Here is a 21,602-nt window from a genome sequence, read left to right as displayed (position 1 = left end):
GGAGGATACTTTCATGAAAAAACTTTGGTTCATGCCGTTTCTTATACTGCTACTTATAATGACAGCATGTTCAAATGACACTGAAAATAATGAAACAGCGAGCGAAGAAAGCAGTGAAGAAAATAGTGAAGAAAAAAATATTGAGAACAGAGAAGAAGACGAAGCTGACACGGCAAATACAGAGAATCAGGAAGAAAGTGAAGCAGGACAATCAGAAGAAGAATCAGAACCTGCCGATGACACAGAAGAAGACAAGACAGGGAAACAAACAGCTGCAGATCAAGCGGACCAGTCTGATTCATCCTCGGACTTAATGTTTGATTTAAACTCCCCGGAAGTTCAGGCGCAGCTGCTTGGAACGAGTGCTGGAAATGATGAAGGCACTTTTGAACAGGACTTTATCACTGAAGGAATGACGCAAACAGAAGTGGAAGAGCTATACGATCCTTATGAATTTACGTTTTATTCAGGTGGAGCTTCACCGGCATTTCACGGCAACTTAGGTGTTGTGTACAGTGAACGTGCGCCCTACGGCCCTGGTGATGATGGTTCAGACAGCAGCATTAACCCGGATGAGAACTATGTGGAGTATGTCTGGTACTATGCTCACATTGAATCAGATGAACTTATAAATGCTTTAGGAGAACCAGATGATTATAATGATGGAAGTCAGTCTATGAATGGACTGCCACATTATGTTTATGAAGGTGAAGGAGACGACGGAAGGTATTACATTACTGGAGCAAGTACGTATAATTCACCTGAGGGAGAACGTATTGGTCTAATCAAACGGGAGATTTTTGATGAAGATCCAAAAGAGCAAGCTTCATCCGATAATGGAGAACGTTATTTTGAGGACTATTATACAGAAGGATTCCCTGTTGAACTGACAGAGGAAGATGATTATTTCACTTATGACACGTTAAGGAATTTTATTTTCAAAACGTATTTAGATAATTTGGCTGATTATTACAATGACGAAAATGACGATGTGCTTTCTATTCTGGAAGGAAATGCACTAGATAAAATTCAGGCTAATAAAGCATCCGGCAACTTTGCAGATCATCAAAATTATCCGGGAACAACAGCTTCCGTTCAACAGATTTCAGAGAGAGAATATCAGATTACTGTAAACAGAACGTATTCTCATGCAACATCGAATGGGCAGGAAACTAGACAAGTTACCTATACTGTACTCGATACTAATGGCATGTTGAAAATAACTGATTATGAGTAAGTACAATATTTATAAAAGATACCCGCAGAGTGCAAAGAAGTCTTTGCACTCTGCGGGTATGTTGTTATTGTGTATGCAAATATAATTTTACGTCACAAAGAGACGCAGTTTTGATGGATTTTTTAAATAAATAGATATAATCACTTCAGCTATAATTGTTAAACTGTTAATAAACAGATATAATTTTTCACTTTAGAAAATTAAAGGACTGTATAATCTCGTCATAGTTTCTTCCTAATCAACTACTTCAACGATGACTTGATCGCCTTCTCTAACAAGTTGTATAGCTTCTTGAAACACAATCCTTTCAGATATATTTTTTCCTAGTAACTTCTCAGTAAATATTTTTTCTGAACAAAATTTTTTAAACACTTCAATCTGCCTATTGAGATTCTGATCCAGTGTAGAAACACGAGCATATGCAACTTTCATTAAATCAATCCTTTTTTCTAACACTTAATTTACACCCTAATCATACAGCGTGAAGCTAATCATATCAATACATATATAATGTCTATTGAGGGTCTAATCTAATCAAACAAAAATTTAAGAGAGAAGTCATATCTACAAGTTTTTTAACCAGAAGATTATTTTGATCTATTTCAAAAATTTTCAAACCGTTCTTAAAAGTGTATTTTTATAACCGTATGATAAAAGAGAAATTTTAGTCGCTTACTTCGTTTCAAGATATTACTGATACAATAAGGTTAAAAATCGGTACGTTTAACGGAACAAGTGTAGGTATTATAATAAACGTTTTTGATTTTGATGAAAAATAAGCTGTTCAATTTTTGATTGAACAGCTTTACCTAGTTATCCTTACTTTTATTCTTTTACCCTCAAAAGGCGGAGAGCATTCAGTATTACAATAATAGCAGCTCCTGTATCACTTAATACGGCCATTCATAGTGTAAGTATTCCCAAGAATATCAGAACAAATGCCGCCAACTTTATTGTGATGGAAAACCAGGTGCGGTTGGGAAAATCCCCTTCCTGCGATTACCGTTCACAAACGCCCAAAAAGAGCAACTGGCCCTTTTAGCTCTGGGACTGTCTTGGCATAGAGAAGGTAAAACCTTTCCCACTTAAAAGAACGGAAAAAGACGCTCTGTCCTGGCATTATCTTTGGCTCGACGCTTGCCCCCATACGGATATTAATCGTTTCGAAACTTTTAATACAGTCAATTTAACTTTTGAATGTAAACTGGCTGCCTTAAGTCACTGTTTATGATTTTATGCTTCCCATGCTCTTTAATTGCTTATTTGACCGCCCGTATGATAAAAACGGTATGCAAGGCATTGTTTTTACTCATAACATCTTTATTAGATTGCTCTGTTTTTTAGTGTCCAATGTTATGGGAACATTGTAGAATCCACACTTCAAAGTTCATTCATGTCAATCGATTCGTTCATTATTTAGATCTTAATAATCGAAGTCCATTTAGTATAACAACTAAAGTACTTCCTTCATGAACAATTACACTGATTGTAATATCAGTTAATCCTAACAAACTAACGACAACTAAAAAGGCAACAACTGCCATTGAAAAAATAATATTTTGCCTAATAACACGACCCATATTTGAGGAAATTTTATGAGACTGTACTAATTTAGATAAATTGTTCTGCATTAAAACCAAATCAGATACTTCTACTGCCACATCAGTACCGCCCCCCATAGCTATACCAACATCAGCATTAACAAGGGCCGGTGCATCGTTCACACCATCTCCGACCATGGCAGTAACTCCAAATTTTTCTTTTTGTTCTTCTATAATTCTGGATTTATCTTCAGGCATTACATTAGCGATAACTTCGTCTATTCCCAATTGTTCGCCTACAGCTTTTCCCGTCATTTCCGAATCACCAGTAATTAAAGTCGTGTGGATACCAAGTTTCTTAAAGTAATTAATTGTTTCTTTAGCATGCTCATTCGGAATATCCATTAGAGCTATAAGCCCAATAACTTCTTCATTTTCTGCTACGTATACAACCGTCTTTCCTTCTGATGCCCAATCATGATTGAACTGGGTATACTCTTCAGAAGCACTTTCAAAAGAAGTAGGCTTACCAATACGATAATTTTTTCCATTATAATCTCCTGTCAGACCTTTTCCAATTTGATTAGTAACTTCGATGTCTATTTTATTTTTAACTTCAAATTTTTCTAAAATAGCATTAGCGAGTGGGTGATTGGATTCCTTTTCAAGGGCGACTATAATATCAATAATATTTTCTTCGTTCACAGAATGAGTGAAATAGTAATTTGTTACTTTAGGTTCTCCGTTCGTAAGGGTTCCTGTTTTATCGAAGGCAATTGCATCTATATCCGCTAATTGTGATAGGTAAGTACTTCCTTTTGAAAGCACGCCTTTTTTAGCTAGGTTAGATGTTGTAGACAATGTTACAGATACAGTAGCTGCTGCCAAAGCACACGGTGAAGCTGCGACTAAAAGCACTAATCCCCTGTAAACACTTTGCGACCATGTCCAATCAAATAGAAAAGGAGCAAGTAACATTACTAATGGTATTGCGATTAAAACTATATTAACATATTTAGGCTCGAATTTTTGAATGATACTGGCAGCTTTTGTTTGATTATCTTGGTTTTGACTAACTAATTGTAAAATTTTAGAGAATACAGTATCCTTGTTTTCCTTAGTGACTTCCATAGTAAAAGTACCTGTTCCATTAATCGTACTTCCAAAAACTTCGTCACCCTTAGACTTCTCTTTCGGTATACTTTCTCCATTAATAGAAGATTCATCAATTGAGGTAGTACCGGATAAAATAATCCCATCAATTGGAACTTGATCACCGTTCAGCACTTGGAGTTGATCTCCAACTTTTAATTCACTGACATCAACAATTTTTGTGTTTCCATCAGGTAGGATTAATTTAGCTGTCGTTGGGTTCATTTCGAGTAGCTTAGTAATTTCTCTTTTACTTCTTCCTTCAGCGTAATCTTCAAGAAAATGAGCGCCGGAAAAAATAAGTATCAAAAGGGTTCCTTCCCAAAAACTCCCTATCAGAGAAGCCCCGATTGCAGCTAATCCCATTAGAATATGAGAATTAGGAGTGAATTTTCCCTTTAATTTAGTATTTTCAACTGTCTCTCCAATTCCTTCGAGAATAATTACATGGTAGCCGGCTGTGATTGTGGCAATTGAAAATAAGATGTTTTGTATTAATAAATTTGCATCACTTAAAAAAAGCCCAATTATAGCCAACACTAAGCCAATAAAATATGAAATAATTGGCATTTTTCCGTGATCATGATCATGACTATGATCGTGGCTATGACTTTCGTGTGCTTGTTGCTCTTGAATATTTTTCATTTCTATCACCTTTCTAAATAAATATGATATATCGGGTTCCAATATATTCGCAGTAAGCTTTACTAAACCAGGACGTTAATTGACCACATCCAAACTTTTTGTATCCAATAATACATCCTATGAATTTATCAACCGTATTCACTAACCCTCTCTGCTACACCCATCTCACTTTCCTTCGAGATATCATACAACGCTTTCCATTCTGTTTTTTTGTTTTCCATATCCATTGCAAAACCCCCTTTTCATATGCCTATAATATTGTTATATGATCATATAACAATATTAATGACGTGAATTATTATTAACACTCATTACTGGTTTACGGAATACTAGTGATGACAGGCGTGATCGATCGCCTGTTTTAGCATATTCATAGTATGTTCATCATCATGGGAATAAAACAATGTTGTGCCTTCCCTTCGGAATTTTACTAACCGTAAATTTTTCAAGAACCGCAATTGATGGGAAACTGTTGATTGTCTAAGATGTAGCGTTTCAGCAATACCGTTTACCGAATACTCCTTATAAAAGAGCAAATGGAGAATCCGGATTCTCGTAGGATCACCTAACGCTTTAAATGTTTGCGATACGACAAATAATGTTTCATCATCTAAGTCCTTATTATTTACTTCCTCTAATTCCTTTTTTTCTTCCATTATCCTTCCCTCACTTTAGGTTTCAATTCAAAACCTTATATATAATAATCACTATTTATCTACATATATTAATATATGTTCATATATATGATATCACCATCTGAATAAAGAATCAAATAATATTTAATATGAATTCATATATTTTGTTTTGATTTTTTAGAGTAAAATAAACAAAGCCTTTTTAAGAATAGTGGGATGAGTGCAGTATGGATGATCGGGCGTTAGCTTCCGCACTTGGAATTGGTGTTGGCGGTGGACTCGCTTGGATAATGGAAGGTTTTCAAAGTGGTTATGGCTTTATTTATTCATTATGTGCAGGCCTTATAATTGGCTTATTATTTTTTGAAATGATTCCGGAAAGTATTGAATTAGGCGGGTGGGTAATTTTACTCGGTGGAATAGCAATAGGCTTAGTATTATTCCAATCCATTCATCTATTAATGGATAAAATTACAATTATCACTAATAGTCATCAAAAAGATATTTTCGTTCGATCGGGGGTACTTTTAATTATCAGTATAGCAATTCATAATTTCCCTGTTGGCATCGCGCTTGGACCAACAATTGGAACAAGTATGGGAAATTTCATGTTGACCACCTTAGTTCTACATAACATACCTGAAGGAATAATTATTTTTAGCTGCGTTCGGTATGCTTACTTGGATACTGTTCGCAATAATTTTAGCAATCCATATCACGACAGGGTAATTATTCAGTCAATTGTTCGAGATTGGAAAATCATCTTTCATTGCATTATTTTCCTTAGCGTATGTTTTCCGTGTTTTGTTGGTAGGCCCTTTATTATTCAAACATCTGCTTGAATAAAGAAAAATAAGATGATACACTATATTCAAACAAATATTTGAATGATGAGGTGTATGTATGAATAAAAAAGAAACATGTGAAGTTTTTTGTTATGACGAAGAAAAGGTTAACCGGATGCAAGAGAATTTACAAACTGTCGATATTGCCGGTATATCACAGATGCTTAAGGCTATTGCCGATGTGAATAGGGCAAAAATCACCTATTCCTTATGCAAGGAAGAGGAATTATGCGTCTGTGACATCGCAAATATACTCGGTGTGACTGTAGCAAATGCATCTCATCATTTACGCACGCTCTACAAAGAAGGCATCGTTACATTCAGGAAAGAAGGGAAACTCGCGTTCTATTCTCTGGAAGATCAGCATATTAAAGAAATCATGACGATTGCATTAATACATAGGAAAGAAGTGATAACCAATGTCTGAAGGGATTGCAGAACTGACTGAAGAAGAAAAAAATATTTACCGTGTTCAGGGGTTTTCTTGTGCGAATTGTGCAGGGAAATTTGAGCGCAATGTGAAGAAACTACCTGAAGTTCAAGATGCGAAGGTGAATTTTGGCGCATCAAAAATTTCTGTATATGGTTCTGCAACGGTTGAGGAACTGGAAGAAGCAGGAGCATTTGAAAATCTCAAAGTGGTGCCTGAAAAGTCTAGTCGTCAAGCGCAACCAGAAGTTAATAAAGAAAAAAATGTTTACCGTGTTCAGGGATTTTCCTGTGCAAATTGTGCTGGCACATTTGAGAACAATGTGAAGAAACTACCTGAAGTTCAAGATGCGAAGGTGAATTTTGGCGCATCAAAAATTTCTGTATATGGTTCTGCAACGGTTGAGGAACTGGAAGAAGCAGGGGCGTTTGAAAACCTCAAAGTGGTGCCTGAGAAATCCCGGGAAGAAAGTGGACAAGACAAAAAAGAAAAGGAAGTAACCATTCCATTTTATAAAAAGCACAGCACTCTGCTCTATTCGCTACTGTTTATCGCTTTTGGCTTCATTTCAATGTTGGTGAATGGTGATGACAATATTCTTACACCACTGCTATTCATCACTTCCATGATTGTCGGAGGGGCTTCAATGCTGAAAACGGGTCTCCAGAATTTAGTCCGGTTTGAATTTGATATGCGAACCCTGATGACAGTCGCAGTGATTGGCGGTGTCATCATCGGAGAATGGGCCGAGGTCGCCATTGTTGTCATCTTGTTTGCCATCAGCGAAGCGTTGGAGCGTTTCTCGATGGATCGAGCAAGGCAATCCATCAGTTCATTGATGGATATTGCTCCTAAAGAGGCACTTGTCAGACGCAACGGACAGGAAATGACAGTGCACGTCAATGATATTGCTGTGGGCGATATCATGATTGTTAAGCCTGGACAGAAAATTGCTATGGACGGCGTAATTGTCAATGGCTACTCTGCAATCAACCAGGCAGCAATCACAGGTGAATCAGTGCCGGTTGAAAAATCGATCGATGATGAAGTATTTGCAGGGACACTGAACGAAGAAGGCTTACTGGAAGTTAAAATCACTAAATTGGTTGAAGATACGACCATTGCCAAAATCATTCATCTGGTGGAAGAAGCACAAGGTGAGCGTGCTCCTGCCCAGGCATTCGTTGATAAATTTGCAAAATATTATACGCCTGCCATTATGGTTGTCGCAGTGCTGGTTGCGATTGTACCCCCGTTATTTTTCGGTGCGAGCTGGTCCACTTGGGTGTATCAAGGGTTAGCGGTTCTCGTTGTAGGTTGTCCATGTGCATTGGTAATTTCCACGCCGATAGCGATTGTTTCGGCAATCGGAAATGCTGCCAAGAAGGGAGTCCTTATAAAAGGCGGGGTCTACCTCGAAGAAATGGGTGGATTAAAGGCCATTGCATTTGATAAGACCGGCACACTCACAAAAGGCGTCCCGGTTGTAACTGATTATCGTTTAATCGACAATGCAATTGATGAAAAGGAAATGCTGGCAGTCATCACAGCATTGGAAGATCGTTCCCAGCATCCATTGGCATCCGCGATTATAAAGAAGGCAGACAGTTATAACCTTCCTTATTCTGATATTTTTGTCGAAGACTTTTCTTCCATTACAGGCAAAGGGATACGGGGCAAAATCAATAATGAAATGTATTACGTTGGCAGCCCGGCATTATTTGAAGAGATAGAGGCAGCTAATTTCAATGATTCAATTAAAAGTGATGTCAAAACACTTCAAGAACAAGGTAAGACCGTTATGGTTGCAGGAACGAAAAATACAGTTCAGGCAATCATTGCAGTCGCGGATGAAGTCCGCGAATCAAGTAAAGCGGTAATCCAGAAGCTGCATCAGGCAGGCATCGAAAAAACAGTCATGCTTACGGGGGATAATCATAGTACTGCCCGTGCGATTGGTTCACATGTCGGTGTCACAGATATTCAATCTGAATTACTCCCGCAGGATAAACTAGACGTAATCAAGCAACTAAAAACTGATTATCGTCATGTAGGCATGGTCGGCGATGGGGTCAATGACGCCCCGGCGCTGGCAGCTTCCACCGTTGGTATCGCTATGGGTGGCGCCGGTACAGATACCGCTCTTGAAACAGCGGATGTCGCTTTAATGGGCGATGACCTGAGGAAACTGCCCTTTACCATCAAACTTAGCCGTAAAACATTGAACATCATCAAAGCGAATATCGCTTTTGCCATTGGAATCAAACTGATTGCTCTATTGTTGGTCATCCCAGGATGGCTGACACTCTGGATTGCGATCCTCTCAGATATGGGTGCCACGGTATTAGTCGCGCTCAATGGTTTGAGACTCATGCGTGTGAAGGAAGATGAATAGGTTTTGAATCTCTTCACTTTGAATCGAAATTTTAAAATATTGGAGATGGAAGAATGATTGTAACGGCATTTACAGCTGCTGCGGTTTACGTAGCAACAGGCATCGATTACCTTATTATATTGATTCTTCTGTTCTCACAAGTGAAAAAGGATCAGATAAAGCATATTTGGATCGGTCAGTATATAGGAACGGCAATTATCATTGGTGTGAGCCTTCTGGTCGCTTTGGGGGTTGCCAATCTGGTTCCCCAACAATGGATGATTGGTTTGCTTGGGCTCCTGCCCCTTTACCTGGGTATCAAAATATGGATTCAAGGTGAAGAAGACGAAGATGAAGGCAACATTCTCTCCCTTTTCTCTTCAGGCAGATTCAATCAATTATTCATAACGGTCACTTTCATTGTACTGGCTTCCAGTGCGGATGATTTCGCTATCTATATACCGTACTTTACGACTTTAAATATGATGGAAATCATTATTGCCGTCATTGTTTTCATGATCATGGTTGGTGTTCTATGTCTAATCAGCTATCGATTGGCTTCCTTGAATTTTGTTTCAGATAAAATCGAAAAATATGAACGTTGGATCGTTCCAATCGTCTTTATAGGATTAGGAATTTATATCCTATTTGAAAATGGCACATTCAACGCTCTGTTCTCATTCCTATTTTAATAGAAAATTTTATAAGCCGATATCTCTCTTTTAATGTGGTATTGTGTATTGCTATACATCCTAGCATAGGTGAAAGATTACTAATAACATTGAATGACATAAGACTGATGCGAGTTAAAGACTAATATTGTTCTATTTGAAGAGTAAAGAGAACTTCTTATAACTGCTAATTTTATTAGTCTAATTCTCGAGTTCCAATAAAATCTCTTAATGATATGAAATGTCACATTAAATACTAAGAAACTGCACAGTTTCTTTGAAAATTTAGCTTAAGCTAAATAATTAGGAGTGAATTTTTCTTAACAGTTAAAGTTTGTACTTAGATTGGTGTGAGAATGAACTTTTATTTTTAACAAAAATTTTCTTTCAAAGCCAACCAAAAATGCATGATTTGTTCGATGAAAGGAATCGTTACAGGAGGTGTAATATTATGAAAAAAACAACAAGAAGTATTCTTAGAGTAAGTATTATACTAAGTATCATTATTTTATTAGGGGTCACTTTGTGGTTCAATTTAACTTCTGATAAAAAAACTGTACAAGTAGGCGATGAATCAATTGATTTTCAATTGGAGACGTTAAATGGTGATTCAATACAATTATCGGATATCAATTCAGAAAAAGGTGTTATTTTGAATTTCTGGGGGACTTGGTGTAAACCGTGTCGTGAAGAAATGCCTGATATGAACCGAATTTATAATGAGGGACATGATGATTATGAAATCATTGCAGTAAATGTTTCGGAAGATGAGCAGCAGATTAATCAGTTCTTATCCAGTTTAGATGAAAAACTTGATTTTCCAATCGCATTAGATCGAAACAGAGATGTAACTAAAGCATATCAAGTCGGTCCATTGCCTACAACAATAGCAATTAATAAAAATGGCATTGTTGTGGATAAAAAAGAATATCAGTTAACTGTAGAAGATATTTACAGCTTTGTGGAACAATCAACTTCTGAATAGGGTGAACTTTGATGGAATTAAATAAGATAACATGTGAATCCTGTAATTATGTTAATCCACCTGGGACACAATTATGCCAGTCCTGCGGGAAAATGATAAATAGTGATTACGATAAAAATAAAATAAAAGATCTAATGCGCTATGATGGCAGTGCAATTCGTTCTAAAACCCGTTCTAAGAGTGTTTTTGATAAAATTTGGATTTTCTTTACATCAATAAAAGTCGGGGTAGCAATCATTGCGATCATAACTATTGCTGCCTCTATAGGAACGATTTTCCCTCAGGAATATTTTATTCCAGTGGGTGCTGATCCCCAACAGTACTATACAGAAAATTATGGAGCTCTAGGAAAAATTTATATCGAACTGGGTTTTCATAATTTATATTCTTCATGGTGGTTCATTTTGCTTAACGGCATGCTCGCATTATCAATTATTGCTGCAAGTATCGATAGAGGAGTGCCTTTATACAAATCTTTAAAGAATCAACGTGTAAAAAAGCATCCGACATTTTATAATAGACAACGTTTAAATTTACATAGTGATAATGTTAACAACATTGAAAATATAGTTCGTGCTCTTAAGAAAAAAGGCTACAAAGTAGAAGAAGACCATAATCACTATTTATTTGAAAAAGGAAGACTGTCCAGATGGGGCCCATATATAAATCACATTGGTTTAATTCTTCTTTTATTCGGTAGTATGTTGAGATTTTTCCCAGGAATGTATGTAGATGAATTGATTTATATTATTGAAGGTGAAACAGTCCAAGTACCTGAGACAGATGGTCAATACTATTTAAAAAACAATAAATTTACAATAGATATTTATGATGAAGAATCCGGGACGGTATTTGATGATACATTACAGAATATAAATGAGACTGTAGTAAGTAATTATCAGACGGATTTTACTTTTTACGAAAATAAAAGCATGGATGTAGTGGGCGCTACACCTGATTTACAGAAGATAGAAGATTACAGTGTACAGGTAAATCATCCATACCGTTTCGATCTATTTGAAATATATCAGGCTAGTTATGATAATTCTCAGATGAAATCCATGACGTTCCAGCTTGAAGACAATGATAACAATCCTGTTGGAGAACCATTCACAGTTGAATTGGATAATCCACATCAGAGTCATGAAATTGCAGACGGGGTGAGTGTAGACATGAGAGCGTATGCCCCGGATTTTCTTGAAATAGATGAGAATGGATCACTTATTTCCGAAACACCCGTAGCTAAAAATCCTGCTTTTGTATTTGAAGTTTTTGACAGTGAATCTAGTGAACTTAGCTTGATTCAAATTATGAACTCAACCGATATTACAGAGAATAACGAATATAATGTGAAGTTCGTTGAAAATGAAAATCATTGGGCTACTGTTTTGACATTAAAGAAAGATCTGACAATGCCCTTGATAGCAACAGGATTTGTGATATTTTTAGTGGGACTATCTATCGGTTCATACATTAATCATAGACGAATTTGGATTAACACTGATGATGGATTCAGTATCAGTGCGCATACAAATAAAAATTATTTTGGTCTGAAGAAAGACATCAATCCTATATTGAGAGAATTCGGGTACGAGGAGATTTTAGATAGAGATAGCCAAAAAAATAATGAAATATAAACAGTGATGAGGAGGAATAAATATGGAATCCACACTATTATCGATTAGTAACTGGCTGATTACTGCTGCCTTTATTATTTTATTGATTTCTCTTATACCACTTGCATTAAGTGTTAAATCTAATAAGAAAAACGCAGAATTCATTTCTATTATAATGATTATAGTGGCTTTTGTTATGGAAATTGCTTATTTCTTATTAAGGTGGATAGCAACTGGCCATGCTCCTGTCTCAAATATGTATGAATTCATTGCAACTTTTTCAATAATGTTAATTTTAGGTTATTTAATCACATATCACTACTATAAAACGAAAATTTTAGGATTATTCGTCATTCCCTTGTCGTTAATCCTCATTGCTTATGGGAGCATGTTTTCAACAGATGTGAATCCACTGATTCCGGCACTTCAGAGTAATTGGCTCGCAATCCATGTAATCACGGTAACAATATCTTATGGTATTTTATCTATGAGTGCGGTGGCAGGTTTAATATATTTGCTAAAATCAATTCCAGAAAATGAAAAATCATGGAGAGCAAAAGCACTGGAAATGATTATGGCAGGACTCGTGATTGTGTTGGTATATATTGCAACCACACTGATTATGAAAGGTGTAGTTGGTTATAGTGATGAATTCATGTATACAGATCAGCGGGGGCAAACTGTAGTTGCAGATTATCATTTACCAAGTTTGATTAATTTTGAAGGTGCAATAGCGGTAGAGCATTTAGGTGATAATCAATACGAACCTGCGGACCATTTTCAATTAGGAATCAATTTACCACCAGTCATTCAATCACAATCATTAAATACGGTAATATGGTCTGTGATACTGGGAATGATTGTTTACGGAGGGCTTCGCTTAATACTTAGAAGGAGACTGTCAGCAATTATCAAACCACTTGCAAATAAAGCAGATTTAAACTTAATGGACGAGATAGGCTATCGTTCAGTAATAATAGGTTTTCCATTGTTTGCACTTGGGGGTATATTTTTCGCAGCGATTTGGGCACAAATTGCTTGGAGCAGGTTTTGGGGCTGGGATCCGAAAGAAACCTGGGCGTTTATCACAGCTATGTTTTATACTATTTTCCTACATTTAAGGTTAAACAAAGGATATGAAGGAGAGAAATCTGCATGGCTGGCAGTAATCGGCTTTATACTGATACTGTTTAACTTAATTGCAATAAATTTAATTGTTGCAGGGCTTCATTCGTATGCATAATTGGATTAGATATAGTTTATTATTAACATAATATAAAAAATTCTGAGAAAATATATTAGGAGTTCGTTCGAATTATCGTAAAATCTCAATATGAATGGAGTGTTATTTTGGGTAGTGAAATGACTTTCTTACTTGCATTTGGAGCTGGATTCTTAAGTTTTGTCTCACCTTGTGTACTTCCAGTATTTCCTGCTTTTATCTCTTACATAACAGGAATGAGTTATAATGAAGTAGAAAATCAAAAATTCAATGCACGCGCAATATTCCACACACTTTTCTTTCTTGTGGGATTCAGCTTATTCTATATAGCCCTGGGGTTTGGCACGTCCTTTTTAGGCGGAATATTGATTGACCATGCGAATCTGATCAGACAACTGGGTTCAATCTTGATTATTTTCTTCGGGCTTATCATTACCGGCGTGCTTAATTTTAATTTCTTGATGAAAGAGAGGAAATTAAAATTTAAAAACAGACCGTCAGGATTTTTAGGTTCAACTTTAATAGGTATGGCTTTTGGTGCCGGATGGACGCCGTGCAATGGACCGATTATCGGAGCTATTTTCGCAATGAGTGCCAGTGCACCAAACGATGCTTTAATGTTAATGGTTATTTACTGTCTGGGCTTTGCAATTCCATTCTTTATATTGAGCTTTTTCGTATCTCGTACACGCTGGATGCTGAAATACTCGAATACGATTATGAAAGTTGGTGGGGTCATCATGATATTAATGGGTGTACTTCTGTATTTTGATGGATTGACTCAGATTATCATTTGGCTGCAGCCGTACTTTGGAGATTTTCAAGGCTTCTAATTATGAATACATTAAATGACTTGTTTATATAACTTTCATAGAAATGATATATTATTATAAAATTTGTTTAAAAATTATTGTTAAAATTAAATATCAAGGAGGAATCTGGATGAAAAAATATTTAATGCCAGTTTTGATGGGCGTAATCTTTATTTTAACAGGTTGTAGTGATGACTCAGCATCGAACGAATCAAATATTAAAGAAATGGTTTCGGAATTAAGCGCTAGTAATATTGTAGAATCAGCATCTATAAATGATAAAACACTTATTGTTAAAGATAGTGGAGATGAGAATGTCTATACTTTACCAGACGATGAATTTTTTGTATCTATTGCACCATACATCTCATATACACATCCTTGTGAATTTCATAGCTTAACAGGTTGTCAGGGAGAGCTGATGAATGAAGAGATGGATGTAAAAATTACAGATGAAGATGGAGAAGTTCACGTTGATGAGAAGTTGACTACCCTTGAGAATGGTTTCTTGGATTTTTGGCTGCCAAGAGATAAAAATTACTCTTTAGAAATTAATTATGATGGAAAAAAAGTTGAATCTAATTTTTCAACTTTTGAGAATGACAGCACCTGTCTGACAGATTTACAGCTTAAATAATATTATTAAATGCAGATTACCCAATGCTATTTAGTGTTGTGGAATCTGCATTTTTAATTCAATGTTAAATCTCAGAGTAGCAGTTAATTTATTTTTACTTAGTTTTTAAATACATGTAGTGGATAGTTTCTGCACATATATTTTTTATAATAAACTTAGTAAATTAATAGCTTGACAAATAACGACTACAGATGTAAACTTAAATTAATAAATCGTTTACAATTGTAGTATTATTATAATGTAGGAGGGGGAAAGAAATGAATAAAGAAGGTAATCATAATCATGCTGAGCATGAAGAAAATCATCATAACCATGAGGAGAGCCACGAATCCCATAATCATAGCGGACACGATCATCATGCGCATATGGTGACAGATTTTCGTAATAAATTCTTCATTATCCTGATATTCACAATTCCAATTGTACTTCTATCTCCGATGATTCAAAATTTCATAGGTGTGGATTGGCAATTTACTGGAGATAGTTATATTGTGGCAGCGTTGGCCACGTTCGTTTATTTCTACGGGGGTTGGCCATTCATTAAGGGCGCTTACGATGAATTGAAAAACAAAGAACCAGGCATGATGACATTAATAGCAATGGCGATTTCTGTCGCTTACTTCTATAGTATGGCAGTTGTTTTTGGATTCAATGGGGAAGAAATTTTCTGGGAGCTGGCAACTCTTGTATTAATCATGCTTCTGGGACATTGGATTGAAATGCGAGCTATTAACAATGCTTCCAAGGCTCTGGAATCCCTCGCATCATTAATGCCTGATACGGCAAACCGTATCACTGAAAATGGTGAAACAGAAGAAGTTCAGATTGATGATATTAAAGCGGGTGATTTACTATTAGTAAAACCCGGAGAAAAAATGCCGCTGGATGGTAAAATCGTTAAAGGAAAGTCGCAAGTTGATGAATCAATGTTAACGGGTGAATCTGTTCCAGTTGGAAAATCCGTTGATGACGAGGTCATTGGAGGTTCAATCAACAGAGAAGGTTCTCTCACTATTGAAGTAGAGAAACTGATGAATGAATCTTATCTGACACAAGTTATAGATATGGTTAGAGAATCACAACGTACTAAATCGAAAACTCAGGATGTAACTAATAAAGCAGCTAAATGGTTATTCTATATCGCTTTAGCTGCCGGTATTATCACATTTATCGTTTGGATAAGTGTTGGAGCAACTATAGATACTGCTATCATGAGATTGGTAACAGTTTTGGTTATTGCTTGTCCTCATGCTTTAGGTCTGGCAGCACCGTTGGTTATTTCAGTATCTACATCACTTGCTGCAAAGCACGGTTTGTTAATTCGAAAACGTCCACAGTTTGAAAAGGCTCGTAAAATTAACGCTGTGATCTTCGATAAGACGGGTACTTTGACTGAGGGTAAATTTGGTGTTACAGATATACAGACTTTCAATAATATTGACGAAAATATCCTTTTAAGTTATGCAGCAACAATAGAAAATGACTCGGAACACCCTATTGCGAGAGGTATACTCAATGAAGCCAAGTTAAAAGAACTTGAATTGCTTGAAATGTCAAATTTCAATTCAATTACTGGTGTAGGAATTGAAGGGACGATTGATGATAAACAAGTCAAAGTAGTGAGTCCGGGATATGTACGTAAACAAAAAATAGATTTTGACGATAAGAACTTTAATAAATGGTCAGAACAAGGTAAGACGGTAGTTTTTCTTTTGGTAAACGAAGAATTAGCAGGTGCCATTGCACTGGCAGATAAAATTAAGGAAAGTTCTAAGCAGGCAATTGAACAGCTGCATAAGAGAAATATTAAAGCTATCATGTTGACTGGGGACAATCAGAAAGTCGCAAATTACGTTGCAGAACAAATAGGAATTGATGAGGTTTATGCGGAAGTGATGCCCGATGAGAAAGCCGACAAAGTGACAGAAATCCAAGAACGTGGATTGATCGTTGCAATGACAGGAGATGGCATCAATGATGCACCTGCATTGACTAAAGCAGATGTTGGCATCGCTGTGGGCGCAGGTACAGATATTGCAATAGATAGTGCAGACATCGTTCTCGTTGACAGTAACCCGAAAGATATTCTTGCAATATTCAGCCTATCTAAAAAAACATATAATAAACTGATACAGAATCTGATTTGGGCAACCGGATATAACGTGATTGCTCTCCCATTGGCAGCAGGAGTACTGGCGCCTTGGGGGATAATACTCAGTCCGGCTGTAGGTGCGATTTTGATGAGTCTCAGTACAATCATCGTTGCAATCAATGCGCAGTTACTTCATAGATTTGAAGTAGAATAAAATAAATGCCGACAAATCCTTACTTAAGGATAGTCGGTATTTTAATTCTTTACTGTATGAAATATGAAAGACATCTTAAAAATACTTGAAAAAATTAGAGGTGAAAATATGACCAAAACAATTGATTCAAATATCACAGATTCCGAATGGGAAGTGATGCGGGTCGTTTGGGCACAAAACAAAACGACGAGTAAAGATATTAGAGATATTATAGAAAATAAAAAGAATTGGAAACCGGCCACGACCAAAACACTTATTGGAAGACTTGTTGATAAAGGTGTATTAAACACAGAAAAGGACGGCAACAAATATATTTATTCAACTAATTTAAAAGAAAGTGACTTTCTCAAAAGTACACTTGATCAAACTTTCGATAATATATGTAATAAAGATGTTGGAAAAATTATTGCAGATTTAATTTCAAAATCAACATTAAGCTATATAGATATAGAAGAGTTGGAAAAAGTGTTAGAGATGAAAAAAGAGGATGCAGTTGACGTAGTGCCATGTAATTGTGTTCCAGGTCAATGTAAGTGTTAATCAGCAGTAGATACAATGAATTAAGACAGATAATTGATTGGTTAAATAAAAAAATAGAGAAAATATAAAATACCTGCCTGGGGTATGATGAAATTATTGTATAGCGTAATCTAATTAAATTTTAAGGAGGAATTTATATGTCAAAAGTAACACTTAATGTAGAAGGAATGTCATGTGGGGCTTGCGTTAATAAAGTTGAGGAAAGTGTCAGTCAATTAAATGGCGTTGAATCAGTCAAAGCTCAAATTCCTGAAGGTAAAGTAGATGTAACATTTAATGACAGTACAATTAATTTGGCAGACATCAAAGGTGCTATTCAAAATACCGGCTACGAGATTAAAGAGGATATTGATAAAGAAGATGGTTCTGCGTGTTCATGCTGCAGCTAGTTAATGACAAAAGATTTTAAGAATTTAGAGTATCATCTTTTTATGTCATATTGATTCTATATAATAATTGTAGAAAGAGACCAAGATAAAAAATCCGGCAAATCTTAATTCAAGATTTGCCGGATTTTTTCTTTGTAATCAGGAATCCATGCTTTTATCCTATATTACTATTCACTAATTTATTCCACAGGTGCCAGTTCACTTTCTGTAACCCACTTATGATTCTGAACTTCTTCTTCAGTATCTGTTGTAACGAAATCCACCATATAGACAGTGGTCTCTTCAGCAGAATCAATCGTAGCCGTTGCACCTTCCATGCCTTCCATGTGTGATGCATTCATTACTGCTTCATCGCCTTGTTCTAATGGGGCTTCTCCCGGTTCTTCCAATTCTTCATGAATGACCCATTTATGATCTTCTACCAGTTCTTCGCCGTTCGTCGGTGTGTATGAGACAGTATAGACAGTGGTGTCAAAAGCACCGGAAATTGTTGCTTCAGCACCATCCATACCTTGCATGTGTTCTGCTTCAATAATCGCTTGACTTCCAACTGCATAAGTTGGATTTTCTGCTTCTTTCAAGTCTTCAGGTACTTCACCGGAACTGGACATCTCATCAGCTGAATGTTCCATATGACCTCCGGAATCTGATTCCATGTCCATTTCCTCCTCAGAGCTGGACTCTGTTTCAGTGCTTTGGCTTTCTTCATCTTCATTAGGCTGAGTTTCCCCATTACCACAGGCAGCCATTAAAAATACAGCGAATATGGAAAGAAGCCCTAATAATATTTTGTTTTTTACCATGTATATACCCTCCATTTTATTAGTTCTACTGAGAACTCTACCCATAACTTTTGCAGTTTACGTGCAGATTCAATGAAAAATAAATGTATTTAATCAAGAATAATATTACCGACTCGACATATTGGATTTCAATTTAAAGGTTTATTAACCGTGGATGATATCTCAGCGCTTCCTTCAAATCTGCACGAAAAATCGATATTTAAATAATAAAATGTATAAAGAGAGTAGCGAATCATGATACCAAGAAAATTAATAATTAATACTATAATATTATCATCTATATTTTTAGCGGGATGCGGTAAAATCACTCATGTAACTTCGAGTTACCCTTTAAATTTAAAAAGTCTTGACGGTCAGGTGTTATACTTAGTCATACATTTTTCAGACTAAAACTTCGTTGCAGCTGCTACCTCTGCTAGATTATTTTTATCGAAAGATAGTGGAGATGAAAGATGATGGTATTTTGTATGTTGCAATCAATCCACAGAACGAAGATGAGTTAGCAATCTAGACTATAAACGGAAATATTTATGTGTCTAATGACGGCTCATAAGAACAGTGGAAGAAAATTTTAGTTGTGGGCAAAGTAAAATAAGCTGAATTATTCATAATAAAAATACTACTTTTCTATATAATATGACTAATGAACAAAAAGATAAGATGATCTATTACGATTTATCCTGTTGCAGAAAACTGAGGAGGCTTTTATGTTCAATAAATTAGCTTTAAAAATCGGACTTTTGGTTTTTCTGGTGATTCTTATTATTGAAATCATATTATTCTATATCCTATATACAAATCTGGTCGCTGATCGTGTGGAGGAAGTGATGGGGGATTTATTGGCCCGGGGGAATACACACAGAGACGTATTGGAAGAAAACTATACAACCACGACATTGGAACATGTTGCGATTATGGAGTCAGAATCAGATTTTATTGTGGTGATAACAGATGAGAATGGAGAGATAATCACCAATTCTGATCCGGTTGAACCAGAAATGATAACTGTTATTGAACATACTGATTATGGTGAAATACCACAAGAAGGAGTTATCCTGAAATCAAATTGGTCAGAAGAAAAATATGTCTCTACAGACAGCCCCCTAACTTTTAACGAAACACATAGCGGGCATGTTTTCATGTTCGCTGAAAGTGATAGCATCGAACGGATTATTGATCATCTCAGCCATAAGTTTTGGCTTGTCGGCCTATTGACTTTGCTTCTGACTGTTATAACGGTGTTTATTCTTTCCAAAGTTATTACCCAACCGGTATTGAGGATGAAAAAAGCGACAGAACAATTAAGTAGAGGCAATCATAACGTGGAATTGTATACACATCGAAAAGATGAGCTTGGAGATTTGGCGACTTCGATTACTTTGCTGTCGCAAGATCTGGAACGTTTAAAAAACGAGAGAAATGAATTTTTAGGGAGTATATCGCATGAGCTACGAACACCTTTAACCTATATGAAAGGGTATACGGATATTATTAGCAGAAAAGAAATATCCACGACGGACAGGAATAGATACATTAAAATCATTCAGGAAGAAACAGAGCATTTAGCAGACCTGATAAAAAATCTGTTTGAATTAGCTAAAATCGATCATAATGAATTTGCCATCACAAAAGAGAGGGTAGTATTTAGCGCTTTAATTGAGACGGTTTTAGCACGAATCCGTCCAGCGCTCAATGAAAAAAAGATAGAGCTTTTCTTTCATTGTCCGGACAACTTGGTTGTTATGGCAGATCCCGAAAGAATTCAACAAGTTATATTGAATATATTAGATAATGCAATAAAGTATACTCCCGAGAAAGGTCATATCACAATGGAAGTTATTCAAAATAAAAATGAAATTTTAACAACTATTTCAGATACAGGAGAAGGAATCCCAGAAGAAGATATACCCTTTATATTCGATCGACTGTATCGTTCTGAAAAGTCTAGATCCCGGGTAAGCGGAGGGTCTGGTCTCGGGCTGACAATCGCTAAAGAAATTGTGGAGTTGCATGGTGGCGAGATTGGAGTAGAAAGTACACTCGGTAAGGGGACTGTTTTCGTCATATCTTTAAAGAAGGAGAATGTAAATGAATAAAGTGCTGTTAATCGATGATGAAGAGAGAATGCTCGAACTGTTGACATTATACTTGAAACCTTACCCTTATTTTTGTCGAAAAGCAGTAGGTGCAAAAGCAGGGCTTAAGTTTGTTAAAGAAGAGAATTTTGATCTTATTCTACTGGATATCATGATGCCTGAAATGAATGGATGGGAAGTATGCAGAGAAATACGGCAATACTCAGATGTACCTATTATCATGGTGACTGCACGTGAGCAGAAAGAAGATATTGTAAAAGGACTCAAGCTGGGTGCAGATGACTATATAACAAAACCTTTTAATGAAGAAGAATTGGTTGCAAGAATGGATGCATTACTAAGAAGAACAAGACCTGTCAACCGGATTGAAGTCGAAAGACTGTTATGGGACGAAGATCAATTTGAACTATCCTATAAAAAACAGCTTGTAAAATTAACACCAAAAGAATTTGCAATCATTGGATTACTCATGAAAAATCCAGGAAGGGTATTTTCTAGAAATCAATTGATTGATTTAGTGTGGGGCATGCATTCTGAAACGGAAGGACGTACTGTGGATTCCCATGTTAGAAATATGCGGGAAAAAATTCGGGAAGTCGGCTTTCCTATCGATGATTACTTTCACACGGTGTGGGGCGTTGGTTACAAATGGATTAAAAATTAAAA

General features: G+C 36.2%; 19 protein-coding genes. 15 read left to right on the top strand and 4 right to left on the bottom strand.

Features of this window, described 5'->3' with window-relative positions; translation table 11 throughout:
* The first annotated feature begins 13 nt into the window (after nucleotides 1-13).
* The gene (locus tag IR135_RS07860) at nucleotides 14-1,237 is read left to right on the top strand and encodes a hypothetical protein (RefSeq protein ID WP_135098327.1); all 1,224 of its coding nucleotides are present in this window, start codon (nucleotides 14-16) and stop codon (nucleotides 1,235-1,237) included.
* Nucleotides 1,238-1,471: 234 nt separating this feature from the next.
* Here the strand turns inward: IR135_RS07860 and IR135_RS07855 are convergent, their stop codons facing one another.
* The 3 genes from IR135_RS07855 to IR135_RS07845 form a co-directional block, all read right to left on the bottom strand.
* Nucleotides 1,472-1,693, bottom strand: a complete 222-nt coding sequence (locus IR135_RS07855; protein ID WP_318272320.1) for a recombinase family protein — start codon at nucleotides 1,691-1,693, stop codon at nucleotides 1,472-1,474.
* Nucleotides 1,694-2,649: 956 nt separating this feature from the next.
* Entirely contained in the window at nucleotides 2,650-4,575 is a 1,926-nt protein-coding gene (locus tag IR135_RS07850; protein ID WP_167753393.1) for a heavy metal translocating P-type ATPase, read from the bottom strand.
* A gap of 329 nt (nucleotides 4,576-4,904) precedes the next feature.
* Entirely contained in the window at nucleotides 4,905-5,231 is a 327-nt protein-coding gene (locus tag IR135_RS07845; protein WP_000391495.1) for an ArsR/SmtB family transcription factor, read from the bottom strand.
* Between the two features lie 206 nt (nucleotides 5,232-5,437).
* Here IR135_RS07845 and IR135_RS11580 point away from each other — a divergent pair, with 206 nt between their 5' ends.
* The 12 genes from IR135_RS11580 (at nucleotide 5,438) to IR135_RS07785 (ending at nucleotide 18,037) form a co-directional block, all read left to right on the top strand.
* Nucleotides 5,438-6,052: a ZIP family metal transporter gene (locus IR135_RS11580; RefSeq protein ID WP_228063462.1), complete on the top strand. Its 615-nt coding sequence runs from the start codon at nucleotides 5,438-5,440 to the stop codon at nucleotides 6,050-6,052.
* Nucleotides 6,053-6,113: 61 nt separating this feature from the next.
* Nucleotides 6,114-6,482 carry an ArsR/SmtB family transcription factor gene (locus IR135_RS07835; RefSeq protein ID WP_052256044.1) on the top strand — a complete coding sequence of 123 codons (369 nt, stop codon included), beginning with the start codon at nucleotides 6,114-6,116 and terminating at the stop codon, nucleotides 6,480-6,482.
* Nucleotides 6,475-8,880: a heavy metal translocating P-type ATPase gene (locus IR135_RS07830; protein ID WP_135098323.1), complete on the top strand. Its 2,406-nt coding sequence runs from the start codon at nucleotides 6,475-6,477 to the stop codon at nucleotides 8,878-8,880. Before IR135_RS07835 ends, IR135_RS07830 begins: the two co-directional genes overlap by 8 nt.
* Before the next feature lie 53 nt (nucleotides 8,881-8,933).
* On the top strand, nucleotides 8,934-9,551 hold the full coding sequence (locus IR135_RS07825; protein WP_135098321.1) for a CadD family cadmium resistance transporter: 618 nt from the start codon (nucleotides 8,934-8,936) through the stop codon (nucleotides 9,549-9,551).
* A 430-nt stretch (nucleotides 9,552-9,981) separates the two neighbouring features.
* Nucleotides 9,982-10,515 carry a thiol-disulfide oxidoreductase ResA gene (gene resA / locus IR135_RS07820; RefSeq protein ID WP_135098319.1) on the top strand — a complete coding sequence of 178 codons (534 nt, stop codon included), beginning with the start codon at nucleotides 9,982-9,984 and terminating at the stop codon, nucleotides 10,513-10,515.
* A gap of 11 nt (nucleotides 10,516-10,526) precedes the next feature.
* Entirely contained in the window at nucleotides 10,527-12,152 is a 1,626-nt protein-coding gene (locus IR135_RS07815; protein WP_135098317.1) for a cytochrome c biogenesis protein ResB, read from the top strand.
* A gap of 22 nt (nucleotides 12,153-12,174) precedes the next feature.
* The gene (gene ccsB / locus IR135_RS07810) at nucleotides 12,175-13,374 is read left to right on the top strand and encodes a c-type cytochrome biogenesis protein CcsB (RefSeq protein WP_135098315.1); all 1,200 of its coding nucleotides are present in this window, start codon (nucleotides 12,175-12,177) and stop codon (nucleotides 13,372-13,374) included.
* Nucleotides 13,375-13,481: 107 nt separating this feature from the next.
* Nucleotides 13,482-14,186 carry a cytochrome c biogenesis protein CcdA gene (locus tag IR135_RS07805; protein WP_135098313.1) on the top strand — a complete coding sequence of 235 codons (705 nt, stop codon included), beginning with the start codon at nucleotides 13,482-13,484 and terminating at the stop codon, nucleotides 14,184-14,186.
* A gap of 109 nt (nucleotides 14,187-14,295) precedes the next feature.
* Nucleotides 14,296-14,802, top strand: a complete 507-nt coding sequence (locus tag IR135_RS07800) for a CueP family metal-binding protein (protein WP_026859513.1) — start codon at nucleotides 14,296-14,298, stop codon at nucleotides 14,800-14,802.
* Between the two features lie 257 nt (nucleotides 14,803-15,059).
* Complete coding sequence (locus tag IR135_RS07795) at nucleotides 15,060-17,108, top strand: copper-translocating P-type ATPase (protein ID WP_026859512.1); 2,049 nt, start codon at nucleotides 15,060-15,062, stop codon at nucleotides 17,106-17,108.
* Between the two features lie 108 nt (nucleotides 17,109-17,216).
* A complete protein-coding gene (locus IR135_RS07790) occupies nucleotides 17,217-17,648 on the top strand; it encodes a CopY/TcrY family copper transport repressor (protein ID WP_135098311.1) in 432 nt (143 codons plus the stop codon).
* A 137-nt stretch (nucleotides 17,649-17,785) separates the two neighbouring features.
* Complete coding sequence (locus IR135_RS07785; protein WP_135098309.1) at nucleotides 17,786-18,037, top strand: copper ion binding protein; 252 nt, start codon at nucleotides 17,786-17,788, stop codon at nucleotides 18,035-18,037.
* A gap of 179 nt (nucleotides 18,038-18,216) precedes the next feature.
* Here the strand turns inward: IR135_RS07785 and IR135_RS07780 are convergent, their stop codons facing one another.
* Nucleotides 18,217-18,840 (bottom strand): YdhK family protein, encoded by a 624-nt coding sequence (locus IR135_RS07780; protein ID WP_135098307.1) that lies wholly within the window; start codon nucleotides 18,838-18,840, stop codon nucleotides 18,217-18,219.
* A 707-nt stretch (nucleotides 18,841-19,547) separates the two neighbouring features.
* Here IR135_RS07780 and IR135_RS07775 point away from each other — a divergent pair.
* Nucleotides 19,548-20,936, top strand: a complete 1,389-nt coding sequence (locus IR135_RS07775; RefSeq protein WP_135098305.1) for an ATP-binding protein — start codon at nucleotides 19,548-19,550, stop codon at nucleotides 20,934-20,936.
* On the top strand, nucleotides 20,929-21,600 hold the full coding sequence (locus tag IR135_RS07770; RefSeq protein ID WP_194194256.1) for a response regulator transcription factor: 672 nt from the start codon (nucleotides 20,929-20,931) through the stop codon (nucleotides 21,598-21,600). The genes IR135_RS07775 and IR135_RS07770 overlap by 8 nt, the downstream gene beginning before the upstream one ends.
* The last annotated feature ends 2 nt before the right edge of the window (nucleotides 21,601-21,602 follow it).

This window comes from Jeotgalicoccus nanhaiensis (assembly GCF_015235105.1).
GTDB classification, from domain to species: domain Bacteria; phylum Bacillota; class Bacilli; order Staphylococcales; family Salinicoccaceae; genus Jeotgalicoccus; species Jeotgalicoccus nanhaiensis.
The sequence above is the reverse complement of the archived record's forward strand: the minus strand, read 5'-3'. Positions and strand labels throughout refer to the sequence as shown.